24 protein-coding genes and 1 pseudogene are annotated in these 23783 nt (G+C 72.1%); 7 read left to right on the forward strand and 18 right to left on the reverse strand.

Going from position 1 to position 23783, the window contains the following annotated elements:
- Positions 1-66: 66 nt before the first annotated feature.
- Positions 67-396, reverse strand: a complete 330-nt coding sequence (locus tag M2157_RS08135) for a DUF5713 family protein (RefSeq protein ID WP_280864881.1) — start codon at positions 394-396, stop codon at positions 67-69.
- Positions 397-443: 47 nt separating this feature from the next.
- On the opposite strand from M2157_RS08135, the gene M2157_RS08140 reads away from it, so the two are divergent.
- On the forward strand, positions 444-1241 hold the full coding sequence (locus tag M2157_RS08140; protein WP_280864882.1) for an N-formylglutamate amidohydrolase: 798 nt from the start codon (positions 444-446) through the stop codon (positions 1239-1241).
- Here M2157_RS08140 and M2157_RS08145 read toward each other — a convergent pair.
- The 3 genes from M2157_RS08145 to M2157_RS08155 are packed head-to-tail and all read right to left on the reverse strand — an operon-like array spanning position 1231 to position 3793.
- The gene (locus M2157_RS08145) at positions 1231-1725 is read right to left on the reverse strand and encodes a hypothetical protein (protein ID WP_280868177.1); all 495 of its coding nucleotides are present in this window, start codon (positions 1723-1725) and stop codon (positions 1231-1233) included. The two genes, M2157_RS08140 and M2157_RS08145, sit on opposite strands and share 11 nt — an antisense overlap.
- 5 nt (positions 1726-1730) lie before the next feature.
- On the reverse strand, positions 1731-2306 hold the full coding sequence (locus M2157_RS08150) for a sigma-70 family RNA polymerase sigma factor (RefSeq protein WP_266392925.1): 576 nt from the start codon (positions 2304-2306) through the stop codon (positions 1731-1733).
- A gap of 59 nt (positions 2307-2365) precedes the next feature.
- Positions 2366-3793, reverse strand: a complete 1428-nt coding sequence (locus tag M2157_RS08155) for a S8/S53 family peptidase (RefSeq protein WP_280864883.1) — start codon at positions 3791-3793, stop codon at positions 2366-2368.
- Between the two features lie 148 nt (positions 3794-3941).
- On the opposite strand from M2157_RS08155, the gene M2157_RS08160 reads away from it, so the two are divergent.
- Complete coding sequence (locus tag M2157_RS08160) at positions 3942-6509, forward strand: CHAT domain-containing tetratricopeptide repeat protein (protein WP_280863724.1); 2568 nt, start codon at positions 3942-3944, stop codon at positions 6507-6509.
- Positions 6510-6590: 81 nt separating this feature from the next.
- Here the strand turns inward: M2157_RS08160 and M2157_RS08165 are convergent, their stop codons facing one another.
- Positions 6591-8657 carry a LuxR C-terminal-related transcriptional regulator gene (locus tag M2157_RS08165; RefSeq protein ID WP_280864884.1) on the reverse strand — a complete coding sequence of 689 codons (2067 nt, stop codon included), beginning with the start codon at positions 8655-8657 and terminating at the stop codon, positions 6591-6593.
- 98 nt (positions 8658-8755) lie between these two features.
- Between M2157_RS08165 and M2157_RS08170 the strand changes: the two genes are divergently transcribed.
- Positions 8756-9841 (forward strand): M12 family metallopeptidase, encoded by a 1086-nt coding sequence (locus M2157_RS08170; RefSeq protein WP_280864885.1) that lies wholly within the window; start codon positions 8756-8758, stop codon positions 9839-9841.
- Between the two features lie 132 nt (positions 9842-9973).
- A complete protein-coding gene (locus M2157_RS08175) occupies positions 9974-10486 on the forward strand; it encodes an AAA family ATPase (RefSeq protein WP_280861153.1) in 513 nt (170 codons plus the stop codon).
- On the opposite strand, the gene M2157_RS08180 is transcribed toward M2157_RS08175, so the two are convergent.
- Both M2157_RS08180 and M2157_RS08185 read right to left on the reverse strand, forming a co-directional pair.
- A complete protein-coding gene (locus tag M2157_RS08180; protein WP_280864886.1) occupies positions 10467-10910 on the reverse strand; it encodes a GNAT family N-acetyltransferase in 444 nt (147 codons plus the stop codon). The two genes, M2157_RS08175 and M2157_RS08180, sit on opposite strands and share 20 nt — an antisense overlap.
- An 8-nt stretch (positions 10911-10918) precedes the next feature.
- Positions 10919-11896: a WYL domain-containing protein gene (locus M2157_RS08185; RefSeq protein ID WP_280864887.1), complete on the reverse strand. Its 978-nt coding sequence runs from the start codon at positions 11894-11896 to the stop codon at positions 10919-10921.
- Positions 11897-12007: 111 nt separating this feature from the next.
- On the opposite strand from M2157_RS08185, the gene M2157_RS08190 reads away from it, so the two are divergent.
- Positions 12008-12376, forward strand: coding sequence for a hypothetical protein (locus M2157_RS08190; protein ID WP_280861156.1), 369 nt, complete (start codon positions 12008-12010; stop codon positions 12374-12376).
- Positions 12377-12383: 7 nt separating this feature from the next.
- On the opposite strand, the gene M2157_RS08195 is transcribed toward M2157_RS08190, so the two are convergent.
- The 10 genes and pseudogenes from M2157_RS08195 to M2157_RS08230 all read right to left on the reverse strand — a co-directional run.
- Positions 12384-13760 (reverse strand): NtaA/DmoA family FMN-dependent monooxygenase, encoded by a 1377-nt coding sequence (locus M2157_RS08195; protein ID WP_280864888.1) that lies wholly within the window; start codon positions 13758-13760, stop codon positions 12384-12386.
- Between the two features lie 35 nt (positions 13761-13795).
- Complete coding sequence (locus M2157_RS08200; protein ID WP_280861158.1) at positions 13796-15004, reverse strand: LLM class flavin-dependent oxidoreductase; 1209 nt, start codon at positions 15002-15004, stop codon at positions 13796-13798.
- 82 nt (positions 15005-15086) lie between these two features.
- A complete protein-coding gene (locus M2157_RS49105) occupies positions 15087-15233 on the reverse strand; it encodes a putative leader peptide (RefSeq protein WP_311716125.1) in 147 nt (48 codons plus the stop codon).
- Positions 15230-16000, reverse strand: a complete 771-nt coding sequence (locus M2157_RS08205) for a GNAT family N-acetyltransferase (protein WP_280863725.1) — start codon at positions 15998-16000, stop codon at positions 15230-15232. The genes M2157_RS49105 and M2157_RS08205 overlap by 4 nt, the downstream gene beginning before the upstream one ends.
- Positions 16001-16056: 56 nt before the next feature.
- Positions 16057-17079 (reverse strand): transporter substrate-binding domain-containing protein, encoded by a 1023-nt coding sequence (locus M2157_RS08210; protein WP_280864889.1) that lies wholly within the window; start codon positions 17077-17079, stop codon positions 16057-16059.
- 52 nt (positions 17080-17131) lie between these two features.
- Complete coding sequence (locus tag M2157_RS08215) at positions 17132-17896, reverse strand: amino acid ABC transporter ATP-binding protein (protein WP_280861161.1); 765 nt, start codon at positions 17894-17896, stop codon at positions 17132-17134.
- Complete coding sequence (locus M2157_RS08220) at positions 17893-18876, reverse strand: amino acid ABC transporter permease (RefSeq protein WP_280861162.1); 984 nt, start codon at positions 18874-18876, stop codon at positions 17893-17895. The genes M2157_RS08215 and M2157_RS08220 overlap by 4 nt, the downstream gene beginning before the upstream one ends.
- A gap of 408 nt (positions 18877-19284) precedes the next feature.
- Positions 19285-20160 (reverse strand): glutathione S-transferase C-terminal domain-containing protein, encoded by an 876-nt coding sequence (locus M2157_RS08225; RefSeq protein ID WP_280861164.1) that lies wholly within the window; start codon positions 20158-20160, stop codon positions 19285-19287.
- Positions 20161-20315: 155 nt separating this feature from the next.
- A complete protein-coding gene (locus M2157_RS49110) occupies positions 20316-20426 on the reverse strand; it encodes a putative leader peptide (RefSeq protein ID WP_323183887.1) in 111 nt (36 codons plus the stop codon).
- 180 nt (positions 20427-20606) lie between these two features.
- A pseudogene (locus M2157_RS08230) lies at positions 20607-20798 on the reverse strand (ABC transporter ATP-binding protein); the annotation flags it as partial.
- Positions 20799-20907: 109 nt separating this feature from the next.
- On the opposite strand from M2157_RS08230, the gene M2157_RS08235 reads away from it, so the two are divergent.
- Positions 20908-21507 carry an acyltransferase gene (locus M2157_RS08235; RefSeq protein ID WP_280864890.1) on the forward strand — a complete coding sequence of 200 codons (600 nt, stop codon included), beginning with the start codon at positions 20908-20910 and terminating at the stop codon, positions 21505-21507.
- A gap of 254 nt (positions 21508-21761) precedes the next feature.
- Positions 21762-22448, forward strand: a complete 687-nt coding sequence (locus tag M2157_RS08240) for a phosphatase PAP2 family protein (protein ID WP_280861166.1) — start codon at positions 21762-21764, stop codon at positions 22446-22448.
- 7 nt (positions 22449-22455) lie between these two features.
- Here the strand turns inward: M2157_RS08240 and M2157_RS08245 are convergent, their stop codons facing one another.
- Positions 22456-23781: a glutamate-1-semialdehyde 2,1-aminomutase gene (locus tag M2157_RS08245; RefSeq protein ID WP_280861167.1), complete on the reverse strand. Its 1326-nt coding sequence runs from the start codon at positions 23779-23781 to the stop codon at positions 22456-22458.
- Positions 23782-23783 lie beyond the last annotated feature (2 nt).

Below are 23783 nucleotides of genomic sequence, written 5' to 3' on the forward strand. Positions count from 1 at the left end.
GCGTGACCTCGCCCCGGCCGGCAGCTGCCCGGCCGGGGCGAGGTCGTCTCCGCTGTGGGGTGACAGTCACCAGTCCCGGGTCGCGATGAGCTCCTCGACGTCGGCGTCCGCGAAGCCGTAGGCGCCGGCCACGAACCAGAAGTTCTCGGCTATCTCCTCGCGGGCCACGGTCTCGATGTCGAAGTCGTCGTCCTGCAGGTCGTTGAACTCCTCGGTGGCCGCCTGGGTCAGCACGTACAGCGCGGACAGGTCGGCGGGCCGGTCCGCCTCGATCCGCTCGCACAGCCGCAGCAGGATCTCCTTGCCCCGGTCCACCGCGCGGTCGGGGTAGTAGCCGTCCCGGTAGAGCGCCTCGAGGAACGAGTGGGCGGTCACCTGCTGGTTGCTGATGTTCATGCTGAGATGGTGCACCACGCCACTGACAACGCCCCGGGAGCAGCCGTATGACCTCGTTCGACCTGTTGCCCGGTGCCGGGCGGTCGCCGGTGATCCTCCATGTGCCGCACTCGGCGCGGGAGATACCGGCCGAGGTACGGGCCGGGATCGTGCTGGACGACGTCGCGCTGGAGCGGGAGCTCGATCACATCGTGGACGCGCACACGGCCCGGCTCGCCGAGGAGGCGGCGCGTCGGGCCCGCCTGATGCCGTGGCGGTTCGTGAACCGGCTCTCGCGGTTGGTCGTCGATCCCGAGCGGTTTCCGGACGGGCGGGAGGAGATGCTCGCCGTGGGGATGGGGGCCGTGTACACGCGGACCACGCACGGGGCGGAGCTGCGGCCCGCGGGCACCGACCCCGAGCCGCTCCTCGCGCGCTACTTCCGGCCGTACGCCCGGGCGATGACGGACGCCGTGGCCGAGCGGCTGGCCGTCACCGGGCGGGCCGTCGTCATCGACGTGCACTCCTATCCCAGCGCGCCGCTGCCCTACGAGCTGCACGGCGCGGGGCCACGGCCGCCGGTCTGCCTCGGTACCGACTCCTTCCACACCCCGCCCGAACTGCTCGCCGCGGCCCGGGAGGCGTTCGGGGACGTCGGGCTGGACAGTCCGTTCGGTGGGACGTACGTGCCGCTGGAGTTCTACGGCCGCGAGCCCCGGGTGAGTGCCCTGATGGTGGAGATCCGGCGGGACACGTACATGACGGAACCGGGCGGGCCCGCCGGGCCGGGGCTCCACCGGCTCGCGCAGGCACTCGCCGCTCTCGTGGACTCTCTGGACTCTCCTGACGTGCGGTTCAGACGGTGAGCCAGTCGGTGACGATCACTCCTTCACCGGTCCGCAGCCGCAGGGCGAAGGGACCGGCGGGCGACGCCTCGTAGAGGAAGCGCCCCATGTCGTCGGTCGCGAGCGGCGAGCCCGCCTGGGGACCGCTGAGCACCTCGATCCGGGCCGACTGGGGCGGCAGCACCTGCCCCATGAGGCCCTGCGGGGTGAGTTCGACGTCGACCGTCACCTCGCCCGCGTGGAAGGTCAGCATCCGCGGCGCCCCCGTCGCTCCCCTCACCGGAAGGGCGTCCACCACCGAGTCGAAGGTGAGCTCGGCGATCCGGCTGTCCAGGTCGTGCAGCGCGAACGCCTCGACGGCGATCTGCCGCAGGGCGGGCGGTACGGGGTCCAGGATGGCCGTCGCCTGCCGTAGCTCCTCCTCCAGCAGTTCGAGGGCGAACTCCTCGTCCGGCGACGTCTCTTCGTCGAAGACTGCGTCCTGATCGTCCCGATCGTCGTTCATGTCGCTCATACCGCCCCCCGGGCTTCGAGCCGCGCCCGCAGCCGCCGCAGGCAGCGCTGGCGCAGTGGTCCGATACTGCCCACCGCGATCCCCAGGGCGGCGGACACCTCCTGGTATCCGGGCTTCGGCGAGGCCATCAGGATGCGCAGCAACTGCCGGCAGCGCTCGCCGAGTTCCTCGAACTCCTGCCACAGGTACCGGACACGCTCGCTCTGGGCGGCGGCCTCCTCGGAGTCGATGAACGACTGCTCGGGCGTACGGTCCTCGCTGATCCGGTCCAGGAGCTGCGGATCGTCCGTGACGGTCAGCCGCCTTAAGCTCTTGAGCACCTTCAGGCTCTCGTGGCGCGCGGTGCTCGCCAGCCAGGACTTGGCCTTGTCGGGTTCGCGGATCCGCCCGAGGTGCTGGGCGAAGCGGAACCACACGGTCTGGTACACCTCGTGCGCGTCGGCGTCGGAGAGACGGTGCGCGCGCACGACGGACCACACCAGTGGGCTCAGCCCTTCCACGAGCGCCTTCCAGGCCGCCGCGTCACCGTCGACGGCGGACTGGACCAGCGCACCGACGTCTGCTCGGTCCACGGTCCCACCCCTCGTGTACGGCAAGTCATCGTACGCCGTGGAAGGGACCACTCCGGCCGTCATGCGCCGACAGGGCGCTGCACGACCGGCACCGGGCGCCAGCCGGCCGGCCTCAGCGCCGGTACGTGCGCCCCGCGCACTTCGGCGAACTGCGTGTTCGTGGCGAGCAGCTGCTGCCGGGCGGCGCGCGGGTCGGTCTCCTTGTTCGCGGTCATGTGGGCGGCGACCAGGCCTGCCACGACCGGGGTCGCGAAGGAGGTGCCGCTCCAGTGGGCGTACCCCTCGAACATCACCTGGTCCGGCTTGGCCGGGGTGCCGTCCTCGCTCAACACGCCGACGTGGGAGGGGGACTGGCAGGTGCACACGTAGGTGAAGCCGTACCTGCAGGCCTCGTAGGTGGAGTGCTGGTAGAGGTACGGCACGGGCGCGTCGAAGCCGGTGAGGGCGCTGGTGAGCCGCTCGCCCGGGGCGTAGACCTTCACCCAGGAGCCGTGGTTGCTGAAGCAGGCGCCGAACTCGCCGTCGCCGCGCAGCGCGCCGACCGACAGGACGACGTCCTGGTACTCGGGCAGGTCGGCGTAGGCGGCGGGCCAGAAGGGGCTGGCGCTGGCGTTGTTGCCGGCCGCGGCGACCAGCAGGGTGCCGTGGGTGCGCAGTTCCTGCATGAAGGCGTCCATGCCGAGCAGTCCGTCGCTGCGGCCGTTGGAGGTGCCCGCGGAGAGGCTGATGAGGTCGGGCCAGCCGTCGGCGACGGCCTCGAAGAGTTTCTCGCCGAGCTCGGACTCCAGGATGGCGCCCGCGTCGTTGAGGGTGTTGCGGACGGTGATGTCGGTGTTGGGCGCGACGGCCGCGAGGACACCGGCGATGAACGTGCCGTGGCCGACGTACTGGAGGAGGTTGCCGGCCCCGTCGGTCTCGGTGCCGTGCAGGTCGCCCTCGACGTGGGCGAGCAGCGGGACCAGGCCGTGGTCGTGGGTGAGTCCGTTGTCGACGACGAGGACCCCCACGGCGGTGTCGGGGTCGTGACCGGCTTCCGCGGGGGCCGGGTTGGTGCCCTGGCTGAGCGCGGCGGGCACGGGCTCGTCGCCGGGGCAGGAGTTGACCGCGATCGACACCACGTGGTTGCGGCTGACGAGTCGGTGTCCGGCGCGCCCCTCGCGCTCGCTCATGGCGCGCAGGGCGTGGGTGACGGCACGGTCGCCGCGCCGGTCGCCGTGGCCCGGGTCGCCGACCTTGATCCGGGTGATGCCCGAGCGGTTGGTCTCCGGGCTGTCCCGGCGCACATGGTCGCCGGTCAGACCGGTCGCCTCGGTGAAGTGGGTGCGCACGGTCTCCTCGACGAGCGCCGCGTCGCGCCCGTCGCGGGCGAGCACGACACCTTTCTCGTAGATGAACTCCGAGGCGTCGTCGGGTCCCAGTGCCAGCGGGACGTCGGGCATGGAGCGCTGGATCTGGTCGAACTGCTCGTGGAATCGCTGAGGTGCCATGGCGTTCCCTTCCACTGAGGCGGCGGTCGTCAGTCAGAGCCGCGGGGCCGGTGATTGATACAGCGCCAAACCGGTGTGGCCTGCCACCTGGGCCACTACCATCCATGGAGTGACAGCGGGAAGCGACTCGGTTCTCGAACTTCTGCCGATGGTGTTCGCCGCCCCCAACCAGGCGCTGGCGAGGGCAGAGGAAGTACTCGGCTCGGATCCCTCACCGCTGCACGCCTCCGTCGCCCATCAGGTGATCGGCATCTGGCAGCGGGACTGGGGCGACATGCGGATCGCCCTGGACCATCTGCGCCGGGCCCGCGATCTCGCGGCGCGCTCGGAGTCGGCCGACCGGGAGGCGGACGTGCTGGCCGCGCTCGGTGTGGCGCTGGTCCACGCCGGGCGGACCCGGCAGGGTCTGGCGGCGCTGGAGCGGGGGGTGGAGGTCGGCAGCGGGCACACCCGCGCGCGCGTCCTGTTCCGGCGTGCCTACGCGTCCTGGGTCCTCGGGCATCACCGGGCGGCGCTGGAGGACGTACGGCGGGCGGTTCCTGTGCTGCGGCAGGCCGACGACGTGATCTGGACGGCGCGGGCACTGACCCTGCGGGCCACCGTGCATCTGGCGCTCGGGGCGGTGGAGCGGGCGGACGCCGACTTCACGGCGGCGGAGGCGCTGTGGGACACCACGGGCCAGGAGCACGACAAGGCCGACGCGGTGGAGAGCCGGGGGCTGGCCGCGTACCGGTCGGGGAACATACCCGCCGCGCTGCGGCTGCTCGACGAGGCGCAGGAGCGGTACGCCAAGCTCGGCACGCCGATGTTCATGCTCAACATCAGGCGCTGCGAGGTCCTGATGGCGGCGGGGCTCGCCCCGGAGGCGCTCGCGGAGGCGGACGCGGCGATCGGGGTGCTGGACGGGATCGGCGGGCAGTCCACCCGCAAGGCGGAGCTGCTGCTCGCCGCGGCGCGGGCGGCCCGGCTCGCGGGGGACGCCCACACCGCGATCGCGCGCGCCGACCTGGCCGTACGGCTGTTCGCGGGACAGCGGCGCACCTGGTGGGAGACGCATGCGCGGCTGGTGCTGATCGAGGCGCGGGTCGCCGCCGGGCGCGGCTCGGGACGGCTGGTCGCGGACGCGGCCGCGGTCGCCGACCGGCTGGCCTCCTTCGGCGCGCCCGCCGCCCCGGAGGCCTCACTGCTCGCGGGCCGGATCGCGCTCGGCCTGGGGTGGCGGGAGGACGCCCAGCGGCATCTGGAGGTGGCGGCCCGCAGCCGGCACAGCGGGCCGCCGCTGGCGCGGATGACGGGGTGGGCGGCGCAGGCGCTGTGGGCGCGGGCCGTGGGCTCCGACCGGCGGGTGCTCGAGGCCTGTCGCCGGGGTCTCGACGTGCTCGACCACCACCGTACGACGCTCGGTGCCTCGGAACTCCGGGCACGGGCCACCGCTCAGGGCGCTGAGCTGGCCGGGCTCGCCGCGCGGGCCTCGCTCGCCTCGGGCGGGCCGCGGCGGCTGCTGGTGTGGAGCGAGCGCTGGCGGGCCACGGTGTTGTCCGCGCCGCCGACCCGCCCGCCGGCCGATCCCGAACTGCTCAGTGGCCTGACCGCGTTCCGGGAGATCGCGGCCCGGGCGGAGGCGGCTCGGATGGAGGGCCGGCCGGTGCCGACGCTGGAGCGTGAACAGCGGCGCCTGGAACGGGAGATCCGCTCCCGGACCCTCCACATGCGGGGAGACGCGCCCGGTGACGGCTACCGGTTCGACCCCCGCAGGCTGCTGGAACGGCTCGGTGACGACGTACGGCTGGTCGAACTGGCCGTGCTCGACGGGCGGGTTCAGGTGCTGCTGTGCGCGCAGGGGCGGGTGCGGCGGTTCGAGGGCGGGTTGCTGGCCGACGCGGAGCGCGAGGCGGAGCACGTCCAGGCGGGGCTCAGGCGGCTGGCCCATCCGGGGGCCGAGGCGCGGCTTCCGGTGGTGGAGGCGGCCGGACGGCGGCTGGAGGAGCTGCTGCTCGGGCCGGCCGCGGCGCAGCTGGGCTCCGGACCGGTCGTGGTGGTGCCGCCGGGGCGGTTGCACCGGGTGCCGTGGGCGCTGCTGCCCTCGCTGCGGGAACGGGTGTTCAGCGTGTCGCCGTCGGCGAGCAGCTGGCTGCGGGCGAGAGAGACCGTGCCGCCCCCGGGCGGGCGTCAGGTGCTCGTTCGCGGGCCGGGCCTCGCGACCGGGGGCGCCGAGGTGCCCGAACTGGCCGGGCGGCACGGCTCCGCGACCGTCCTGGAGTACGACGACGCGCGCGTGCCGCGGGTGCTGGCGGAACTGGACGGGGCGGCGCTGGCGCACATCGCCGCGCATGGCACGTTCCGTGCGGACAGCCCGTTGTTCTCGGCGTTGCGGATGGCCGACGGGCCGCTCATCGTCCACGACTTCGAGCGCCTGGACCGCAGCCCGTACCGGATCATCCTGTCCTGCTGCGACACCGCCCGGTTCGCCTCGGTGGGCGCCGACGAGCTGCTCGGCCTGGTCACCGCGCTGCTGCCGCTGGGCACGGCGGGAGTGGTGGCGTGCAGCGCGCCGGTCAACGACGAGGCGGTGGTGCCGTTGATGCTCACGCTGCACAAGGGGCTCAGTACGGGGGCGTCCATGGCGGAGGCGTTGCGCGACGCGCGGGCCTCGCTGCCGGGGGACTCGGTGCATCAGGCGACGGGGTGGGCGTTCTCGGCGTTCGGGGCGGCGTGATGCCCGAGTGGGTGATGTGTGGGGCGGCCTGACCCCTCCCCCGAATACTGGGGGTCAGACCGCCCCGGTCCGGGGTACGGCTCAGGCCGGCTGCGCCTCCGGCAGCTCGACCAGGCACGGCAGCGCGTCGCGGTCGCTCGCACCGAGGCGGGCGTACGCGCTGTAGAGGTGGTTGCCGACCGTGCGGATCGACAGGGTGAGCTTCTCCGCGATCTGGCGGTTGCTCAGGCCGGCGGCCGCGAGGGTGACGATCTGCCGCTGGCGGGCGGTGAGTTCGCCGAGGACCAGCCCGGCCAGGGCCGGGGTGCGGGCGCCCTGGCAGCGCCGGGCCAGGGCGACGGCTCGGGTGCGTGAGGTGCGGGCGGCACTGGGGTCCCGGTGCGACCGTACGGCCTGGGCGTACGCCTCGGCGGCGAAGAGCAGGAAGCCGCGCTCCTCCAGGGCTCGCGCCGCCCGGTCGAGGGCAGGACCGTCGTCGTGGGCGAGCGCCTCGGCGTGTTCGGCGAAGACACCGGTCAGCCGGCCGACGGCCCGCTCGGGTGCGCCGAGCCGGACGGCGTCGTACGGCTCCTCGCCGACCGTGCCGAGGGCCGCGTCGAGATCACCGCGTGCGGCGGCCCACCAGGTGGCCACCGAACCGCCCGCGACCTCCCGCGAGTCGGCTGCGCCGCTCGACCCGGTGGGGGTTGCGGTGAGTTGGGGAGTACTGGAGTCGACGACGGCTGCGGGTGGTTGGAGGGGGCCGGAGTCCATGACGGGCGCGGGCGGTTGGAGAGGGTCGGCGAGTCGGCTGTCACCGGACCGGCAGCCCCGGGACTCGACGGATTCCGGTGCCGTGGACCCGGCCGGGACGACGGCTGGCCCGTCGTCGTCGGACCCGGTCGAGGGCTCAGGGGATCGGTCGACGCCCGGGCCGGCCGGCAATGCGGCGAGGTCCGGCTGCCCCGACTGTGCCGCGGCCAGGGCGAGTTCGAGACGGCAGGCCGGGTCGTCGGCAGCAGCCCGCAGTCCCTCCCTCGCCCAGGCCGCGGCCTCCCGCAGTTCCCCCCGCAGGCGTGCGAACCGCGCCCGTACCGCGGCGTGCCGGGCCGGGACGCCGGTGCCCTCGTCCAGGAGCCACTCCCCCACCGGCGCGGAGACGGCCCGTACGTCCGTCTCGCCGATCGCCCGGGCCAGTGCGGCCGTCTCGGTCTCCAGGGCCACCGCACAGTGGGCCGGGGTGCGGGCCAGGCGCAGCGTCTTCAGGCGTCCGGCGGCGGCTCGCAGCACCGGGGCGTGCAGAGGGTGGGCGAGACGGGCGGTGCCCTGCTCGTCGACGTGGACCAGACCGTCGGCCTCCAGGCGTTCCAGGGCGTCCAGATCGAGCGTGCCGGCGTCCACGGGGAGCGGCTCGCCGAACGCCAGGCGGTCCAGCGTCTCGCGCTCGCCGGGCCCCGTGCGGTCGAAAAGGTGCGCGGTGCGCTCGCGGACGGTCGCGGTGACCGGCACCGGGCCGCGCCACTCCCACTCGGCCGAGTCCGGGACCTGGTTCAGCAGCCCCTGCTCGCGCACCGCGTCCACCAACTCGCGCAGCAGTCGCAGATCGCCCCGGCACATGCGGTACAGCCGGTTGACGGTGAGGGCTTCGAGGCCGCCGACGCCGGCCGCGAGCAGCTGCGCGGTCTCCTCGCGGGGCAACGGCTCCAGCGCGAGGCGCGGCAGGAGCTCTCCGGTCCACAGGCGGGAGATCGCGCCCGGCGCGCGGGCCCCGTCCGTGGCGACGACCAGCAGACGGGTGCGGCCGTGCACGGCGAGCTGGTGGACCAGGGCCGCCGAGGCGTCGTCCAGCAGATGGGCGTCATCGACGACCAGCAGCCGTACGCCTGACAAGAGTTGGACCGCGCGGTGCAGGGACGCGGTCTCCGGAACAAGGTGCGCGAAGGCGGCGAACGGGAGCCCGCGGGTCTCGGGCGTGCCCGCCACCCTGGCACAGTCGGTGCCGCGCACGGCCTCCGTGACGAGCCGGGTCTTGCCCCGGCCCGCGGGACCGGTGACCACGATGCCGTGCCGCCCCCCGGCGACGGACCTGCGGACCAGCTCGAGTTCGTCCTCCCGCCCGGTGAACGGCAAGGGCAGTTCCAGGGTCTTCGCGTCCCGTTCGAATGTCATCACGGAAGCAAGAGCGCCGCTACTCAGTCCTGATACAGGGGGACTTGAGTAGCCCCCGACTCAGGCGTCCCGAGACGCCTCACGGCACGCTGAACCCCATGACCGCACGCTACTGCTCACTCGCGCAGCAGTCGGCTCCGGCGTTCGCCCCGGGGCTGGCCGCCGAGCGGTTGAGTGCGCTCATCGGCGGCAGCCGGATGTGGGTCAACAGCACGGTCCTGCACTACTGCTTCTTCGACGGCGACACCGACGGGTCGGTCATTCCGGTTCCGGGGACGGGGCAGTCCCGTCGGGTGTCGTGGGTCGGCGACAAGGAGCAGCGGGACGTGGTGCGCGAGTGCTTCCAGGAGTGGCAGGACCTGGGGATCGGCGTCACGATCACCGAGGTCGGCGACCGCTCGGAGGCCGAACTGCGCATCGGGTTCCAGCTCGGCGACGGCTCCTGGTCGACGGTGGGCAGGGACGCGCTCCAGGTCGGTCTGAACGAGCGCACGATGAACTTCGGCTGGGACCTGACCGCGCCGGGGGGACGCGGGACGGCCCTGCACGAGATCGGGCACTCGCTCGGCATGCTGCACGAGCACCAGAGTCCGTTCGCCGGGATCCACTGGGACGACGAGGCCGTCTACGCCGATCTGGCGGGCCCGCCGAACTTCTGGAGCCGGGACCGGACGTTCTTCAACATCCTGCGCAAGCTCGACCCGGACGAGGTGAACGGCACCGTCTGGGACCCGCAGTCGATCATGGAGTACGCCTTCGAGGCGGGGCTGATCCTGGAGCCGGAGCAGTTCCGCGCGGGCCTCGACCCGCCCGGCACCCTGTCGGCCGCCGACAAGGAGTACGTCCTGCGCTGGTACCCGCCGACCGAGCCGACCCGGCCGCCGGCGCTGGTGCCCTTCCGGTCCGCGCCGCTCGGGCTCGGACCGGGTGAGCAGGCCGACTTCACCGTGGAACCGCCGGAGACCCGCGAGTACACCGTGGGCACCTTCGGCGACAGCGACACCGTCGTCGTGGTCTTCGAGGAGCGGGACGGGGAACCCCGCTATCTCACCGGCCGGGACGACGGAGGCACTCCGCACAACGCCACGATCAGGGCCCGTCTCGTGAAGGGCCGCCGCTACTTCGTCCGTGTGCGCCTGTACTCCGCGTGGGGTTCGGGGGAAACCGCGGTCATGTGCTGGTGACAGCACAGACGGGCCGCACGGGCGAGGCTGGACCGCTGTCCGGCGCCGGGGGAATGGCCGGCGCACGTCACCTTCGGGGGAGGGAGACGTGCGCCGGCCACACGGCGTGCGCGTGGTGAAAGGGTGTGGGGCATGCTGATCGTCATCGGCGGCCTGCCCGCCACCGGCAAGACCACCCTCGCGCGACTTCTGGCCTCCAGGACGGGCGCGGTCCATCTGCGGGTCGACACCATCGAGCAGGCGGTCGTCCGCTCCGGACTGGCCCGGCATCCCGTGGGGCCGGTGGGCTATGTCGTGGGGTACGCCCTCGCCGAGGAGCAGCTGCGGCAGGGTCTCACGGTGATCGCTGAGTCCGTCAACCCGCTGGCGATCACGCGCGATGCCTGGTGCGGCGCCGCGACGAGGGCCGGGGTGCCCGTGGTCGAGGTGGAGATCGTCTGCTCCGATCCGGACGAGCACCGGCGCCGCGCGGACTCGCGCTCGGTGGACATCCCCGACCTGCCGCTGCCCACCTGGCAGCAGATCGTCGACCGGGAGTACGAGCCGTGGCAGCGGGACCGCCTCGTGGTCGACACCGCGGGACAGGAGCCCGAGGATTCGCTGGGCCCTCTCCTCGATGCGATCCTCACAGCAGGTCCCGGGTGAAGACGACGCGGGGGCGGCCGGGGCCGTCGTAGTCCTCCACCACTCGGGCGTCGAAGCCGAGGCTGCGGTGGAAGGCGATCGAGCCCTCGTTGGTGACCGAGGTGATGGCCTTGAGGCGGACCGCTCCCTGCCCGCGGGCGGCCTCGGTGAACGCCTGGTAGAGGGTACGGCCGAGGCCTGTGCCGCGGGTGTCGTCGCGGGTGGCGATCAGGTGTACGTAGCCGGTGTGGTCGGGGGTGACGAATCCGAAGAGGTAGCCGCGGATGCCGTCCTCCGCTCTGGCGACCAGGCACGTGGAGCCGAACTCCTGCACCAGGGCCGTGAGGTGGAGGGCGCGCAGGTCGCGCTCGCCCCAGTAGCGGGCGTGGTCGGCCAGGACCTGGTGGAGGTCGCTGACATCGGCGAGGTCGATTCGGACGGCCATGGCGTCGATCATGGCATGGGGTCGGGCGCGTCCCGGTAACGGGCGGCCGTGCGGCGCGCGGTCTCCGCCAACTCTGCGCGGACGTCCGCCGGTTCGAGGACCTCGGCGTCGGGGCCGAAGCCGAGCAGACGGCGGCAGGCGGTGCGCCGGTCGTCGAAGTGGAGGACCAGGCGGTGCCGGCCGGGTTCCTCGGGGTCGGGGACCGCCCGTGCCGCCGACTCCGTGTCGCCGAGTACCTGCGGGAGTGCGGCGAGCCCCGCCGCCGACAGCCGTACCGTGACCGGGAGTTGGTCCAGACTCGCCTCGAACTCGGTGGTCCAGCGCGCCCAATAGGCAGGCAGGTCGAAGTCGGCGGGGCGGGCGAAGGTCTCGGGCAGGAGTTCCGCCTCCGTGATTCTCGACGCCCGGTGGGCGCGGACGCCCCGGTCGGTCCGTACGACCAGGTACCAGATGCCCGCCTTCGCGACCAGGCCCAGGGGGTCCACGTCGGACCAGACGGCACGCTGCACGTGCCGCAGACGCAGCCGCCTGTCCCGTCGTACGGCATCGACCAGCACGGCGAGGTGCGCGACCGGTTCGGGTGGCTTGAACCAGGCCTGGGTGTCGATGTGGAAGCGGCTCGCCGTCAGGCTCACCTGCTCGCGGCCCGCCGCCGGCAGGGCGGACAGCAGTTTCAGGCGCGCCTGGGCCAGCGCGTCGCCCAGCGCGATCCGTTCCAGCGGACCGCCCCCGGAGGCGACCGCCAGCAGGGCCGTCGCCTCCTCCGCGCTGATTCCGAGCAACGGACTGCGCCAGCCCTCCATGAGACGGCAGCCGCCGCCAGGGCCACCGCTCGCCACCACCGGTACCCCCGCCGCGTTCAGCGCCTCCAGGTCCCGGTAGACGGTACGGACCGACACCTCGAGTTCCGCGGCGAGTTGACGTGCCGTCATCCCTCCGCGGGACTGGAGGGTGAGCAGGAGGGACAGCAGCCGGTCCGCACGCATCGGGCGATCACCTCATCGACGTATGACTGACGGCCGTATGACTGACAGAGGATGTCAGCCATACGGCCGTAGCGTCATCCGCGGAGCCCCCGATCAGCAGGGAGACAGCACATGATCACCGGATACGTCATCGGCGAGAGCCTTCGGCCCGGCGCGGTGTTCGAGCCGCGCGGGCTGCGGTTGCGGAAGGTCAGCAGGGTCGAGATCGGCGGGACGAGCGACGCGCAGCCGCCGGTGTGGACGCTCGTCGAGTGGGAGACCGACGGCGAGGACGTCGGCGCGCTCGCGGACGCGTTGGCCTCGGCGCTGGAGCCGGAGCTCGGCTGGTACGCGGATTTCACCGCCGGGGACGAGCGCGTGGTCGTCTTCGCGGGCAAGGTGTTCCGCTATCGGCGCGGCGACGGGGCGGGCCGCGCCGAAGCGGTGGCGTACGGGCGGTCGGTGGGTACGCCCGGGCATCAGCTCGACTGGGAGGAGTGACCTCGCTTCACGACGCCACCCGCTGTTCGTCCTGGAGGTCGTCCGGGTGGGCGAGGCCGAGGTGGTGGCGGAGGGTCGGGCCCTCGTACTCGGTGCGGAAGACGCCCTGTTCCTGGAGGAGCGGGACGACCTTGTCGGCGAAGGCGTCGAGGCCGGTCGGGGTGATGTGCGGGACGAGGATGAAGCCGTCGCTCGCGTCGGCCTGCACATACTCGTTGATCGTGCGGGCGATCGTCTCCGGGGAGCCGACGAAGTTCTGCCGGTTGCCGGTGTTGATGACCAGGTCGCGGATGGACCAGTTGTTGGCGGCGGCCAGTTCGCGCCACTCGCGGGCGGTGGCCAGCGGGTCCCGGTACATCCGGACCTGGGCACGCCCCTTGGAGATGTGGTTGTCGCTGACGTCCGGGTCGATGTCGGGGAGCGGTCCTTCGGGGTCGTACGACGACAGGTCCCGGTTCCAGACGAACTCCAGGTGCTTCAGCGCGGTGGCGCCGCTGACCTGCTGGCGTCGGACGGTCCGCGCCAGTTCCTCGGCCTCGGCGTCGGTGTCCGCGAGGGCGAAGGAGGCGGCGGGCAGGATCAGCAACTGGTCGTGGCGGCGGCCGTACTTGGCGAGGCGGTTCTTGACGTCGGTGTAGAAGGTCCGGCCCTCCTTGAGGGTGGCGTACCGGCTGAAGATCGCGTCGGCACTGGACGCGGCGAACTCCCGGCCCTCCTCGGAGTCGCCGGCCTGGAAGACGACCGGACGGCCTTGCGGGGAGCGCGGGACGTTGAACTGCCCGTGGATGTCGAAGTGTTGGCCGGTGTGCACGAAGGAGCCGGGCTTCGCGTCCCGCAGGAACACGCCCGACTCCTGATCGGCGAGGATCTCGTCGCCGTGCCAGGAGTCGAAGAGCTCCTGGGTGGTGGCGAGGAACTCCTTGGCGCGGGAGTAGCGCTCCTCCTGGGGCAGGAAGCCGCCGCGGCGGAAGTTCTCGCCGGTGAAGGCGTCCCAGGAGGTGACGACGTTCCACGCGGAGCGGCCGCCGGAGAGGTGGTCGAGGCTGGCGAACTGGCGGGCCACCTCGTAGGGCTCGTTGAACGTGGAGTTGATGGTGCCGGTCAGGCCGAGGTGCTCGGTGACGGCGGCCAGCGCGGCGAGGACGGTGAAGGTGTCGGGGCGGCCGACGACGTCCAGGTCGTAGATCTTCCCGCCCTGTTCCCGCAGCCGGAGGCCCTCGGCGAGGAACAGGAAGTCGAACTTGGCGCGTTCGGTGGTCTTCGCGAAGTGCGCGAAGGAGCTGAACTCGATATGGCTGCCGGCCTCGGGGTCGCTCCACACGGTGGTGTTGTTGACGCCCGGAAAATGCGCGGCCAGGTGGATCTGCTTCAGCGGCTTGCTCATGATGTGCGGTCCTTCCGGCTCGAAGACTCAGAGGCTCAGGCGGCGGCGTAGCGGTTGGCGGGGCGGTCGAGGCCCAGCAGGCCACGCAGGGTGTCGGCCTCGTAGTCGGTGCGGAAGGCGCCCCGGCGCTGGAGTTCGGGGACCAGACCGCGGGTGATCGCCGGGAGGTCGTGGCCGAGGACGGCGGGCCGCAGCCGGAAGCCGGTGAGGCCGGCGGCCTGGAACTCACCGAGCAGGTCGGCGAGTTGGGAAGGAGTGCCGGTGAAGATGCGGGCGTCGCTCTGGTACGGCTCTCCCGCGAGGGTGTCGAGACGGTCCCGGCGGGCGGCGGCCTCGGCGGGGTCGTCGTCGAGGAAGACGACCAAGTCGCCGAAGACATGCAGGAGTTCGTCGGCACGGCCGGCCGTCTCCTGCTCGGCGCGGATCTCGGCGACGATCGCGCGGGCCTGGTCGGTGTCGTGCGGGGTGACGTAGCCGACGTCGGCCTGGCGGGCGATGAGCCGGTAGGGGACGGTCTGGTGACCGAGGGCGGTGACGAGCGGCTGGCCCTGCGGCGGTCGGGGCGTGATGGAGGGGCCCTTGACGCTGAAGTGCTTCCCCTCGAAGTCGATGTAGTGCAGCTTGTCCCGGTCGATGAAGCGGCCCGTGGCGGCGTCGCGGATCTCGGCGTCGTCCTCCCAGCTGTCCCAGAGCCGGCGCACGGCCTCCACGTGGTCGGCGGCCTCGTCGAAGAGGTCGGTGACGAGTTCCTGGGTCTCGGGGCTGTCGTAGGCCTCGATACGCGGGATGGTGCGGCGGCCGAAGTGCGCTGCCTCGCTGGGGCGCGCGGTGATCTGGACCCGCAGGCCCGCGCGGCCGGTGCTGACGTAGTCGAGGGTCGCGATGGCCTTGGAGAGGTGGAAGGGCTCCGTGTGGGTGACCACCGCGGTCGGGACCAGGCCTATGTGCCGGGTGAGAGGGGCGATGCGCGAGGCGATCAGGACGGCGTCGAGCCGGCCGCGTACCTGGTCGGTGCGCTCGTCGGGGTCGAGGAAGTGGGAGGACTGCGGGCCGAGGCCGTCCTCGATGGTGACGAAGTCCAGCAGGCCGCGCTCGGCCTCGGCGACCAGGTCGGCCCAGTATCCGGCGGTGAGCAGCTCACGGGGCCGGGCCTCTGGCTCGCGCCAGGAGGCGGGGTGCCAGCCGGTGCCGTCCAGAGCGACGGCGAGATGCAGCAAGGAGGGAGACGAAGAAGAGGGGGACACGGGTGGGTGCCTTCCTGAAGATCCGTACGAGAGGGCCGGCCCGCAGGAGGGCGGGGCACGGCGGCTGGGGCAACTGAACGGGTCAGGAACAACAGAGCGCGGTGGACACGCGCAGGAGATCGATGTGGGGCCGGGAGTGGAGGTGGGCGGAGCGGAGTGTGCTGATCACGCCCGTCACCTCCTCCTTCTGGACGCGCGACGGCGCCCGGCGGATCTCGTCGTGAGTCACAACACCGCGCCCTGGTGGGATGTTCCTGGACTGCGGACCTGGAGGATGGGCGAGCGGCGGCGCAGAGTGAAACCGATCGACTCGTAGAGCCGGATCGCGTCGGCGTTGTCGGCGGCGGCGTGCAGGAACGGGATGTCGCCGCGCTCCCGGATACCGGCGGCGACCGCGCGTACCAGGCGGGTGGCGAGGCCCCGGCCCCGGTACGCGGGGTCGGTGCAGACCGCGCTGATCTCGGTCCAGCCGGGCGGGCGGATCCGCTCACCGGCGAGGGCGATCAGCCGCCCTTGGTCCCGGATGCCGAGGTAGGTGCCGAGTGCGATGGTCCGCTTGAGGAAGGGTCCCGGCTTGGTGCGGGCGACCAGGTCCAGGATCTCGGGTACGTCGTCGGGGCCCAGCCGTACCGCCTCGGGGGCCGGTTCGGCGCGCAGCGCGGTGTCGACGAGTTGGACGCCCTCCCCCATAGCCTTAAGGGCATGAGAGGTACCCCCACCCCCGCCGACGACCTCCCAGCCGTCCGGGACCGTCTCAACGGGCTTGATCCGTACGGTGGTTCCGGGGCCGACGAGCGTGAGCAGGTCGGCCCAGGCGGCCGGGTCGCCGGGATCGGCGAGGGCGGCGAAGGCGTAGACGTCCGCCGGGTAGCGGGCGGCGCGGCCTACGCGTTCGGCGAGGTGGGCGTGCGGGCCGTCGAGGGCGGCCCATACGGCGTTGTCGAGGACGGAGGTGTCGTGCGCGGTGGGTCTCGAGGAGGCTCCGCCTGCGCGGATGTCGGTCTGCTGGGCCACGGAGGCGGAGTCCTTCCTACCGGATTCGCCGAGACGGGTCAGGAGTTGTCCAGCGGCAGCCCGGGCGGGTTGACCTCCGACTTGGAGACGGCGTCGTTGGAGAGGTTCCACGCGGTGAGCCACTTGGCGTACTGACCGTTGTCGATCAGGTAGTTGATCGCGTCGGCGAGGGGCTTGGCGAGGCCGCTGCCCTTCTTGGCGGTCGCGGCGATCAGGCCCTGGAGCGTCTCGCCGGCACCGGAGTACTGGCCCGCGATGCGGGTCGCGTTGGGCGTGCTCGCGGTTTGGGTGACGTGGTAGGAGGAGTTGGGGCTGGGGCCCAGGTATGCGTCGATCTTGCCGCTGGCGAGGGCCAGGTAGACGCTGGGAGTGTCCTGGAAGTACTTGATGGTGAGCTTCTTGCCCTCCTTCTTCAGCTTGGCCTGCCACTCCAGCAGGATCCGCTCCTGGTTGGTGCCGGCGCCGACGGAGACCGTCTTGCCCGCGAGGGCCTCGTAGTCGCCGTCGAAGGTCCACTTCGAGGTCTTGAGTGTCTCGAATGCGAGGTCGTCCTTGCGGTAGGAGGCGAACTCGTACTTCTGCTTGCGCTCCTCGGTGTCGGTGATGTTCGAGAACCCGACGTTCACCTTGCCGCTGTCGATGCCGACGAAGAGGTTCTCCCAGGTGAACCGCTTGACCTCGGGTTCCAGGCCGAGGACGGCGGCGATCAGGCGGGCCAGGTCGGTCTCGGAGCCGGTGAGGGTCTTCTGGTCGCTGCCCACGAAGCCCAGCGGCGGGGAACCGGAGGGCAGGGTGCCGGAACCGATGACCAACTTGCCGCTCTTCTTGACGGCGTCGGGCAGTTCGGCGCTGATGGACTTCACCTCGGCGACCTTGAGCACTGTCTCCTTGGCGGCGCCGTTGGACAGGCGGCCCACGGTGACCGTGCCGGCGCTGTCGGTCGTCCTGGTGGCGGCGTCGCTGTCACCGCCGCAGGCCGCGAGCCCGCCGGCCAGGGCGGCGACGGTGGTCGCCGCGGTGATGCCGCGTATCAGGCCGCGTCGGGAGGGGTGAATAGGCATGGCTGTCCTTGGGAGTTGGGAGAAAAGGGGTCAGGAGTGGGGGAAAGGGGGTTCAGAGGACCTTGCTCAGGAAGTCCCGGGTCCGCTCGTGCCGCGGCCGGTCGAGGACCTCGGAGGGCGGGCCCTGCTCGACGATGCGCCCGCCGTCGATGAAGACGACCCGGTCGGCGATCTCGCGGGCGAAGCCGATCTCGTGGGTGACGATGACGAGCGTGGTGCCGCTGGTCGCCAAGTCCTTGATCACGGCGAGGACTTCACCGACGAGCTCGGGGTCGAGGGCGGAGGTCGGCTCGTCGAAGAGGATGACGCCCGGGCGCAGGGCGAGGGCACGGGCGATGGCCACGCGCTGCTGCTGGCCTCCCGACAACTGCCGGGGGTAGGCGCCGGTCCTGTCGCCGAGCCCGACCCGGCCGAGGAGTTCGCGGGCCAGTTCCTGCGCCTGCGCCCTGCCGAGCTTGCCGGTCGCCACCGGCGCGGCGGCCACGTTGTCGAGGACGGTCAGGTGCGGGAAGAGGTTGAAGTTCTGGAAGACGAACCCGATGCGGCTGCGCTGGGTCAGGATGGCGCGCTCGCTGAGCTCCTTCAGCCGGTCGCCCTGTCGGCGGACGCCGATCAGCTCGTCGTTGACGCTGACATGGCCGATCTCCGGCTTCTCCAGGTGGTTGATGACCCGCAGCAGGGTGGACTTCCCGGAGCCGGACGGGCCGAGGATCACGGTGACCTCGCCGGGCCGCACGGTCAGGTCGACCCCGTCCAGGACCCGGTGGGTGCCGTACCACTTGTGCACACCGTGCACTTCGACGGCTGTCGCGGTCATACGGCGGCCTCCCTGCGGATGCGGGCCCGCAGGTCGGTGAGACCGGCGCGCAGTTTCTGGAGCGGGGTCGGCGGCAGGGAGCGGGTGGCGCCCCGGGCGTAGTACCGCTCGACGTAGAACTGGACGACCGAGACGGCACTGGTGAGGATCAGGTACCAGACGGTGGCGACCAGGAGCAGCGGCACGATGTCTCCGGGGTAGGTGGAGCCCATGGACTGCACGGTGCCGAACAGGTCGAGCAGGGAGACGTAGAAGACCAGCGAGGTGCTCTTGATGAGGCCGATGAGCTGGTTGACGTAGTTCGGGGTGATCGAGCGCAACGCCTGCGGAAAGACGATCTTCCGGAACTGGTAGCCCTTCGGCAGACCGAGTGCCGAGGCCGCTTCGTGCTGGCCCTGGTCGACGGAGAGGATGCCGCCACGGACGACCTCCGCGGCGTAGGCGGCCTCGTTGAGGCTGAGGCCGATCACCGCGATGACCATGTCGGTGGCGAGCCGGGACTCGTCGAAGGAGAAGAAGGCCGGCCCGAAGGGGACGCCGACACTCAGCGTCTTGTACAGGGCGCTGAAGTTGTAGAGGAACAGCAGGAGGACGATCAGTGGAATGGAGCGCAGAGCCCACACATAGGTCCAGCTCACCGCCCGCAGCACCGGGCTCTTCGAGAGCCGGGCCAGGGCGAGCAGAACGCCGCCGAGGAGGCCCAGCACCGCGCTGTAGGCGGCGACTTCCAGGGTGATCAGAAGCCCGTCGAGGACGGTCGGCCGCAGGAACCAGTAGCCGAACCGGTCCCACTGGTAGAACGGGTTGCTCACCAGGCCGTGGACGAACTGGGCCGCCAGGACCAGGACGACGGCGGTGGCGATCCAGCGGCCCGGTCGCCGCAGCGGCAGAACTCGCTGTGCTGCGAGTGGCTTTGACGGGACGTCGGGCTTCGGCGGCGCCTCGGTGACGGACACGGCGGCGCCTGGGGGTTCACTCATGAAGGGGCTCCGGCGGAGTGGGGATTCCCCTGGGACACGGCGAGCACGGCGAACTACGGGCGCAGGACGCGACGCACGGGAACCGGGGGCTGGGCGGACAACGGCACACCGCGAGCGCGGTGTTCGTCAGGAACGCGGGGGCTGCGGAGGCGGTACGTCAGCCCCGACAGCGGGCACGGCCCGGTGCGGTACACAGTGCGCTGCTCACGCGGAGCAGGTCGACGGCCCGGTTGGCGACGAGCGGATTGCCGTACGGCCGTACGCAGCCCGGGGAACGGCGTGAGGCCGTCCTGGGAGCTGCGTACATGTCGGTCACCGTCGCTGTTCTCGTGGGTTCGAGGCTCTTGTGAGCCGCAAGTAAAAGCAGTTGCCCGGACCGGTGTCAACGCCGGTCCAGCAGATGGGACGTCAGGAACGCCTGAAGGGCCGGGCGGCGTGCGCAGCCCAGTCCAGAATCTGTACGGCGGCCCCGGCGGCCTCCAGGCCCTGGCAGTGGGCGTGGTGCCGGCGGGCGATGCCGTCGAGGTCGAGGTGGGTGCCGAAGGCCGGGTGGGCGGTCAGACGGCGGGCGTAGGCCCACAGCGTGGGGTGGCCGGCGATGCGCTGCACCGCGGCGGCGTCGAGGTGGTGGCGGTGCACGGTGTCGAGTTGCACCAGCGTGACCCACAATTCCACGTCGGCAGCGGTGATGTGATCCCGGATCAGGAACTCGCGCTCCACCAGCCAGCGCTCCAACGATCCCAGGGAGTCCAGCAGTTGCTCCAGGGCGGCGGCACGGTCCACGTCGTCACCGCCCGTCGACCCGGCCTGCTGCGCGGCCCGCGCGATGCCCTTGCTCATCCGCTCGACGGCCTCGGTCTCCGACTCCGCTCCGCACGGGTACAGGGCCGGACGTCCGCCGCCGAAGTGCCGGGCCAGGTCGCGGGTGATGTCGGTGGCGTGGGTGCTGACGATCCGACCCGACCAGTCGTCGCTGAGCACGGGTGCGACGGCCGCGCCGGTGTACCGGTGCGCGCTGGCCTCGTACAGCGGGCGCAGCGCGGAATGCCCCCCGTCGGGACAGTCGGGGACCGGGTCCAGGAGAGTCACGGGACAGATGTCGTCGAGGCCGAGCAGGCTGTGCACGACGGCGATGCGCAGTCCGTCCGCGCAGGCGGTGGCCAGGTGCAGCCGGTAGCGGCGCGGCACGGCGTAGTGGCCGCTGCGCGCGTCCCTGCCGATCCGGCCCCGGAAGGCGGGCGCGGGTCGGTCGGTCGTGTGGGCGGCCAGCGGTGTGACGGTCATGACTCTCCCCGGGAGCGGGCGCGGACGTACGCGCGGCGGAAGCGACGTCGAGCAGCGGAATGGGGCGGCGGCAGGGCTCTGGGATCAGGGCTCACCCGTGCGCGCCGGACGGGGCGCGGCCCGAGGGGCACTGTGGGCGCGGGAGGGGCGACGGCTCAGCCCTGGGGCCCGATCGCGCTGCAGACACGCAGCAGATCGATGTGGCGCCGGGAGGTCAGCAGAGGCGAACGGACCACTCGGACGGTGACCGGTTCACGGCGCCTCATGTTTCCCTACCTGTTCACTAGGATTCCTTCAGTGAGTGTCGATCCGGCCGGGACCCACGTCAAGAGGGCCGTCCCGCATCGCGGACGCCCCGACGGATCTTTCCTGGCGGCGCGCCTGCGGTGCTCAAGCGGTACGAGGGTGTCGGCGAACTCCGATCACGTACAGGTGCTCGATGCCGTCGCCGGCAGCATGACGCCGGCGAAGCCGAGGACGTACGGCAGCGTCGTGCCGACGCCGATGCCGGGGTCGCCGGAGATACGGCCGACGAGCTTGGGGGCGAGTAGCGGCGCGATGTAGTTCAGACCGATGTTGCCCAGCGCCGGCAGCAGCCGGGCCGGCTCCCGTCCGTAGTGGCGAAGCGTGAGGAGCACGGAGCCCCTGTTCGTCCCATCCTGATCCTGGGGTCGCGGGTTCGTGCAGGCCAGGGAAGGGGAGTGTCCCGCTCTGTCCATTCCTGACATCGCGAGAAGGGTTCAGCCCGTGAACTTCAGGATGCAGCCGACCTCCCAGGTCGACGAGACGGCCACCATCGGCGACGGGACGACGGTCTGGGATCTGGCCCAGATCCGGGAGGACGCCCGGCTGGGCAGCGGGTGCATCGTGGGCCGGGGGGCCTATGTCGGCCCGGGGGTGCGGATCGGCGACAACGTGAAGCTCCAGAACTACGCGCTGGTCTATGAACCCGCGGTCCTCGGTGACGGGGTGTTCGTGGGCCCGGCGGCCGTCCTCACCAACGACTGCTTCCCCCGTTCCGTGGACCCGAAGGGCCGGCTGAAGCGCGGCGGCGACTGGGAGGCCGTGGCGGTGGAGGTGGCTGAGGGGGCGTCGCTGGGGGCCCGTTCGGTGTGTGTGGCGCCGGTGCGCGTCGGCCGGTGGGCGCTGGTCGCGGCGGGCGCCGTGGTGACCAAGGACGTACCGGACTTCGCGTTGGTGGCCGGCGTTCCCGCACGCCGGATCGGCTGGGTCGGCCGGGCCGGCGTCAGCCTGGTCGGGCGGGACGGCGATCCGGGCGGCTGGAAGTGCCCGGCGTCCGGTGCGCTGTACGACGAGAAGGGCGGCCACCTCGTCGAGCGCGCATGACGCCTGCCCGAGTGGCGACAACGTTCTGAGCCACCCGACGATGGCCTCCGCGCCGGCGGTGCCGCCGATGTAACCGACCGGCCACGGCTGCCTGGGGCTTCCGATAGCGTGTTGCCCATGATCACGGGCGAGATCAAAGGCACGGTGCACCGCGTCTGGGATGCGTCCTGGCCGGTTCGTCCTTGCGGGTCGGGACGTCGTCCAGCCCTGTTGTTCACTGAGGTCACCGCGGGTCGACCGGACGCGGTGGGCGTGTGACCGGCCGGCCGGCGCCCGCGGTGCTGCCCCCGTCGCTGCGCGCGCGGCTCGGGCTGGTCGCGGCCCTCGCCGCGCTGGTGGTCGTCGCGCTCGCGGTCCTGTACGCGGGCCACAGCCGGCCCGGCAGGGTGGACAGGTGGATCATCCCGCCGACGGCGGACAGTGTGCGGCCGCCGTGGCGGTACGTCGCTCTGGCCGTGGACTTCCTGGGGGAACCCGCGGGATCCGCGATGGTGGTCGTGGCCGCCGTGACAGGCTGCCTGCTGCTTCGGCGTCCTCGCGCGGCCGTCCTCATGGTTGCCGGCACCGGCCTCGCCGTGGGAACGGCGACGCTGCTCAAGCACCTGGTGGGCCGCACCATCCACGGCCCCGACAACCTGTCCTACCCGAGCGGACACACCGCCTTCCTCACCGCACTCGCCTTCGTCGCGGCGCTGCTCGCGACCGACCGGCTCGGCCTCGGCCGTACGGCCGGCACATCACTCGTGCTCGCCGCGACGCTGCTCGCCGGCGCCGCGATGGGATGGGCCCAGGTCGCCCTGGGCGCCCACTACCCGACCGACGTCCTCGGCGGCTGCTGCACCGCGCTGGCGGTGATACCGGCGACCGCCTGGCTGGTCGACCGGATCGCCGACCGGGTCGCCGACCGGTTGGCCGACGCCGGTCCGCCGCCGCGCCGCTGACGTCTGCTCACGCCAAACGACGGAACACGGGCTTCACCGGTCGCCCGGCCAGCCAGGGGGTGGGGTCGGCGGCGTCCAGCGCCTTCCGGTACACCGCGCATGCCTGCGCCACCACCTCGACGGTGCGGTCGATGTCGGCGTCGCTGAGCGCGCTGCTCACCACGAACGACGGAGCCAGCACCCCGCCCGCGAGAAGCCGGCGCAGGAACAGCGTGCGGTACTCCTGCGAAGGCTGCCGGTTCTCGTCGAGGGTGGCGAAGACCAGGTTGCTGGCCCGGCCCCGGACGACGATGTGATCGCCGACGCCCATGCCGGCCGCCGCGTCACGGACACCGGCGGCCAACCGCTCGCCGAGGGCGTGCAACCGCGCGGTGACGCCCTCCTCGACGTAGGTGGCCTGCACGGCCATCGCGGCTGCCAGGGAGTGTGTCTCCGCGCCGTGCGTGGTCGACAGCAGGAACACCCGGTCGTCCGAGTGACGCAGTCCGCCCGGTTCCATCACTTCGCGCCGCCCGGCCAGCGCCGAGACGGCGAACCCGTTGCCCAGCGCCTTGCCGAAGGTGGAAAGGTCGGGGACCACCCCGTACAGGCCCTGGGCGCCCGCCTCGGACCAGCGGAAGCCGCTGATCATCTCGTCGAAGATCAGTACGCAGCCGTGCCGGTCGGCCAGCTCGCGCAGGCCCGCGAGGTATCCGGGCGGCGGCTCGCTGTGGCCGGCGGGTTCGAGGATCAGACAGGCGACCTCGTCCTGGTACCGGGTCAGCAGCGCTTCCGTGGCGGCCAGGTCCCCGTAGGGGAACGCCACGGTGAGCTCGGTGATCGCCGCCGGAATGCCGGCGGACATCGGCGTGGTGCCGATGAACCAGTCGTCGACGGAGAAGAACGGATGGTCGCCGCAGATGGCCACCCGCGGGCGCCCGGTGACGGCGCGGGCGAGACGCACCGCGGCGGTGGTGACGTCGGAGCCGTTCTTCGCGAACTTCACCATGTCGGCGGTCGGTACCGTGGCCAGGAAGCGCTCCGCGGCCTCGAGCTCCACGATGGAGGGGCGGACGAAGTTGCTGCCGCGGTCGAGTTCCCGCCGCACCGCCTCGGTCACGCGTGGGTGGGCGTGACCCAGACTGACCGACCGCAGGCCGGACCCGTACTCGATGTAGCGGTTGTCGTCGATGTCCCACACGTGGGCACCGCGGCCGTGGCTGATGACCGGGGCCAGGTTCTCGGGGTACTGGTCGTCGCCCTTGGCGTAGGTGTGCGCGCCGCCGGGGATCAGGGCGTGCAGCCGCTCGTTGGCCGCACGCGACCGGGGCAGTTGGAAGTCTTCGCTGTGCAAGC

Origin of the sequence: Streptomyces sp. SAI-127, assembly GCF_029894425.1 — a bacterium.
Classification (GTDB): domain Bacteria; phylum Actinomycetota; class Actinomycetes; order Streptomycetales; family Streptomycetaceae; genus Streptomyces.

What these genes read in the sequence shown, in the direction of transcription:
- M2157_RS08210 (WP_280864889.1), bottom strand. Translation starts at nt 17,079, where the DNA reads ATGCCTATTCACCCCTCCCGACGCGGCCTGATACGCGGCATCACCGCG.
- M2157_RS08155 (WP_280864883.1), bottom strand. Translation starts at nt 3,793, where the DNA reads ATGGCACCTCAGCGATTCCACGAGCAGTTCGACCAGATCCAGCGCTCC.
- M2157_RS08215 (WP_280861161.1), bottom strand. Translation starts at nt 17,896, where the DNA reads ATGACCGCGACAGCCGTCGAAGTGCACGGTGTGCACAAGTGGTACGGC.
- M2157_RS08220 (WP_280861162.1), bottom strand. Translation starts at nt 18,876, where the DNA reads ATGAGTGAACCCCCAGGCGCCGCCGTGTCCGTCACCGAGGCGCCGCCG.
- M2157_RS08165 (WP_280864884.1), bottom strand. Translation starts at nt 8,657, where the DNA reads ATGACATTCGAACGGGACGCGAAGACCCTGGAACTGCCCTTGCCGTTC.
- M2157_RS49110 (WP_323183887.1), bottom strand. Translation starts at nt 20,426, where the DNA reads ATGAGGCGCCGTGAACCGGTCACCGTCCGAGTGGTCCGTTCGCCTCTG.
- M2157_RS08175 (WP_280861153.1), top strand. Translation starts at nt 9,974, where the DNA reads ATGCTGATCGTCATCGGCGGCCTGCCCGCCACCGGCAAGACCACCCTC.
- M2157_RS08225 (WP_280861164.1), bottom strand. Translation starts at nt 20,160, where the DNA reads ATGACCGTCACACCGCTGGCCGCCCACACGACCGACCGACCCGCGCCC.
- M2157_RS08160 (WP_280863724.1), top strand. Translation starts at nt 3,942, where the DNA reads ATGGTGTTCGCCGCCCCCAACCAGGCGCTGGCGAGGGCAGAGGAAGTA.
- M2157_RS08185 (WP_280864887.1), bottom strand. Translation starts at nt 11,896, where the DNA reads ATGCGTGCGGACCGGCTGCTGTCCCTCCTGCTCACCCTCCAGTCCCGC.
- M2157_RS08180 (WP_280864886.1), bottom strand. Translation starts at nt 10,910, where the DNA reads ATGGCCGTCCGAATCGACCTCGCCGATGTCAGCGACCTCCACCAGGTC.
- M2157_RS08195 (WP_280864888.1), bottom strand. Translation starts at nt 13,760, where the DNA reads ATGAGCAAGCCGCTGAAGCAGATCCACCTGGCCGCGCATTTTCCGGGC.
- M2157_RS08190 (WP_280861156.1), top strand. Translation starts at nt 12,008, where the DNA reads ATGATCACCGGATACGTCATCGGCGAGAGCCTTCGGCCCGGCGCGGTG.
- M2157_RS08140 (WP_280864882.1), top strand. Translation starts at nt 444, where the DNA reads ATGACCTCGTTCGACCTGTTGCCCGGTGCCGGGCGGTCGCCGGTGATC.
- M2157_RS08170 (WP_280864885.1), top strand. Translation starts at nt 8,756, where the DNA reads ATGACCGCACGCTACTGCTCACTCGCGCAGCAGTCGGCTCCGGCGTTC.
- M2157_RS08145 (WP_280868177.1), bottom strand. Translation starts at nt 1,725, where the DNA reads ATGAACGACGATCGGGACGATCAGGACGCAGTCTTCGACGAAGAGACG.
- M2157_RS08135 (WP_280864881.1), bottom strand. Translation starts at nt 396, where the DNA reads ATGAACATCAGCAACCAGCAGGTGACCGCCCACTCGTTCCTCGAGGCG.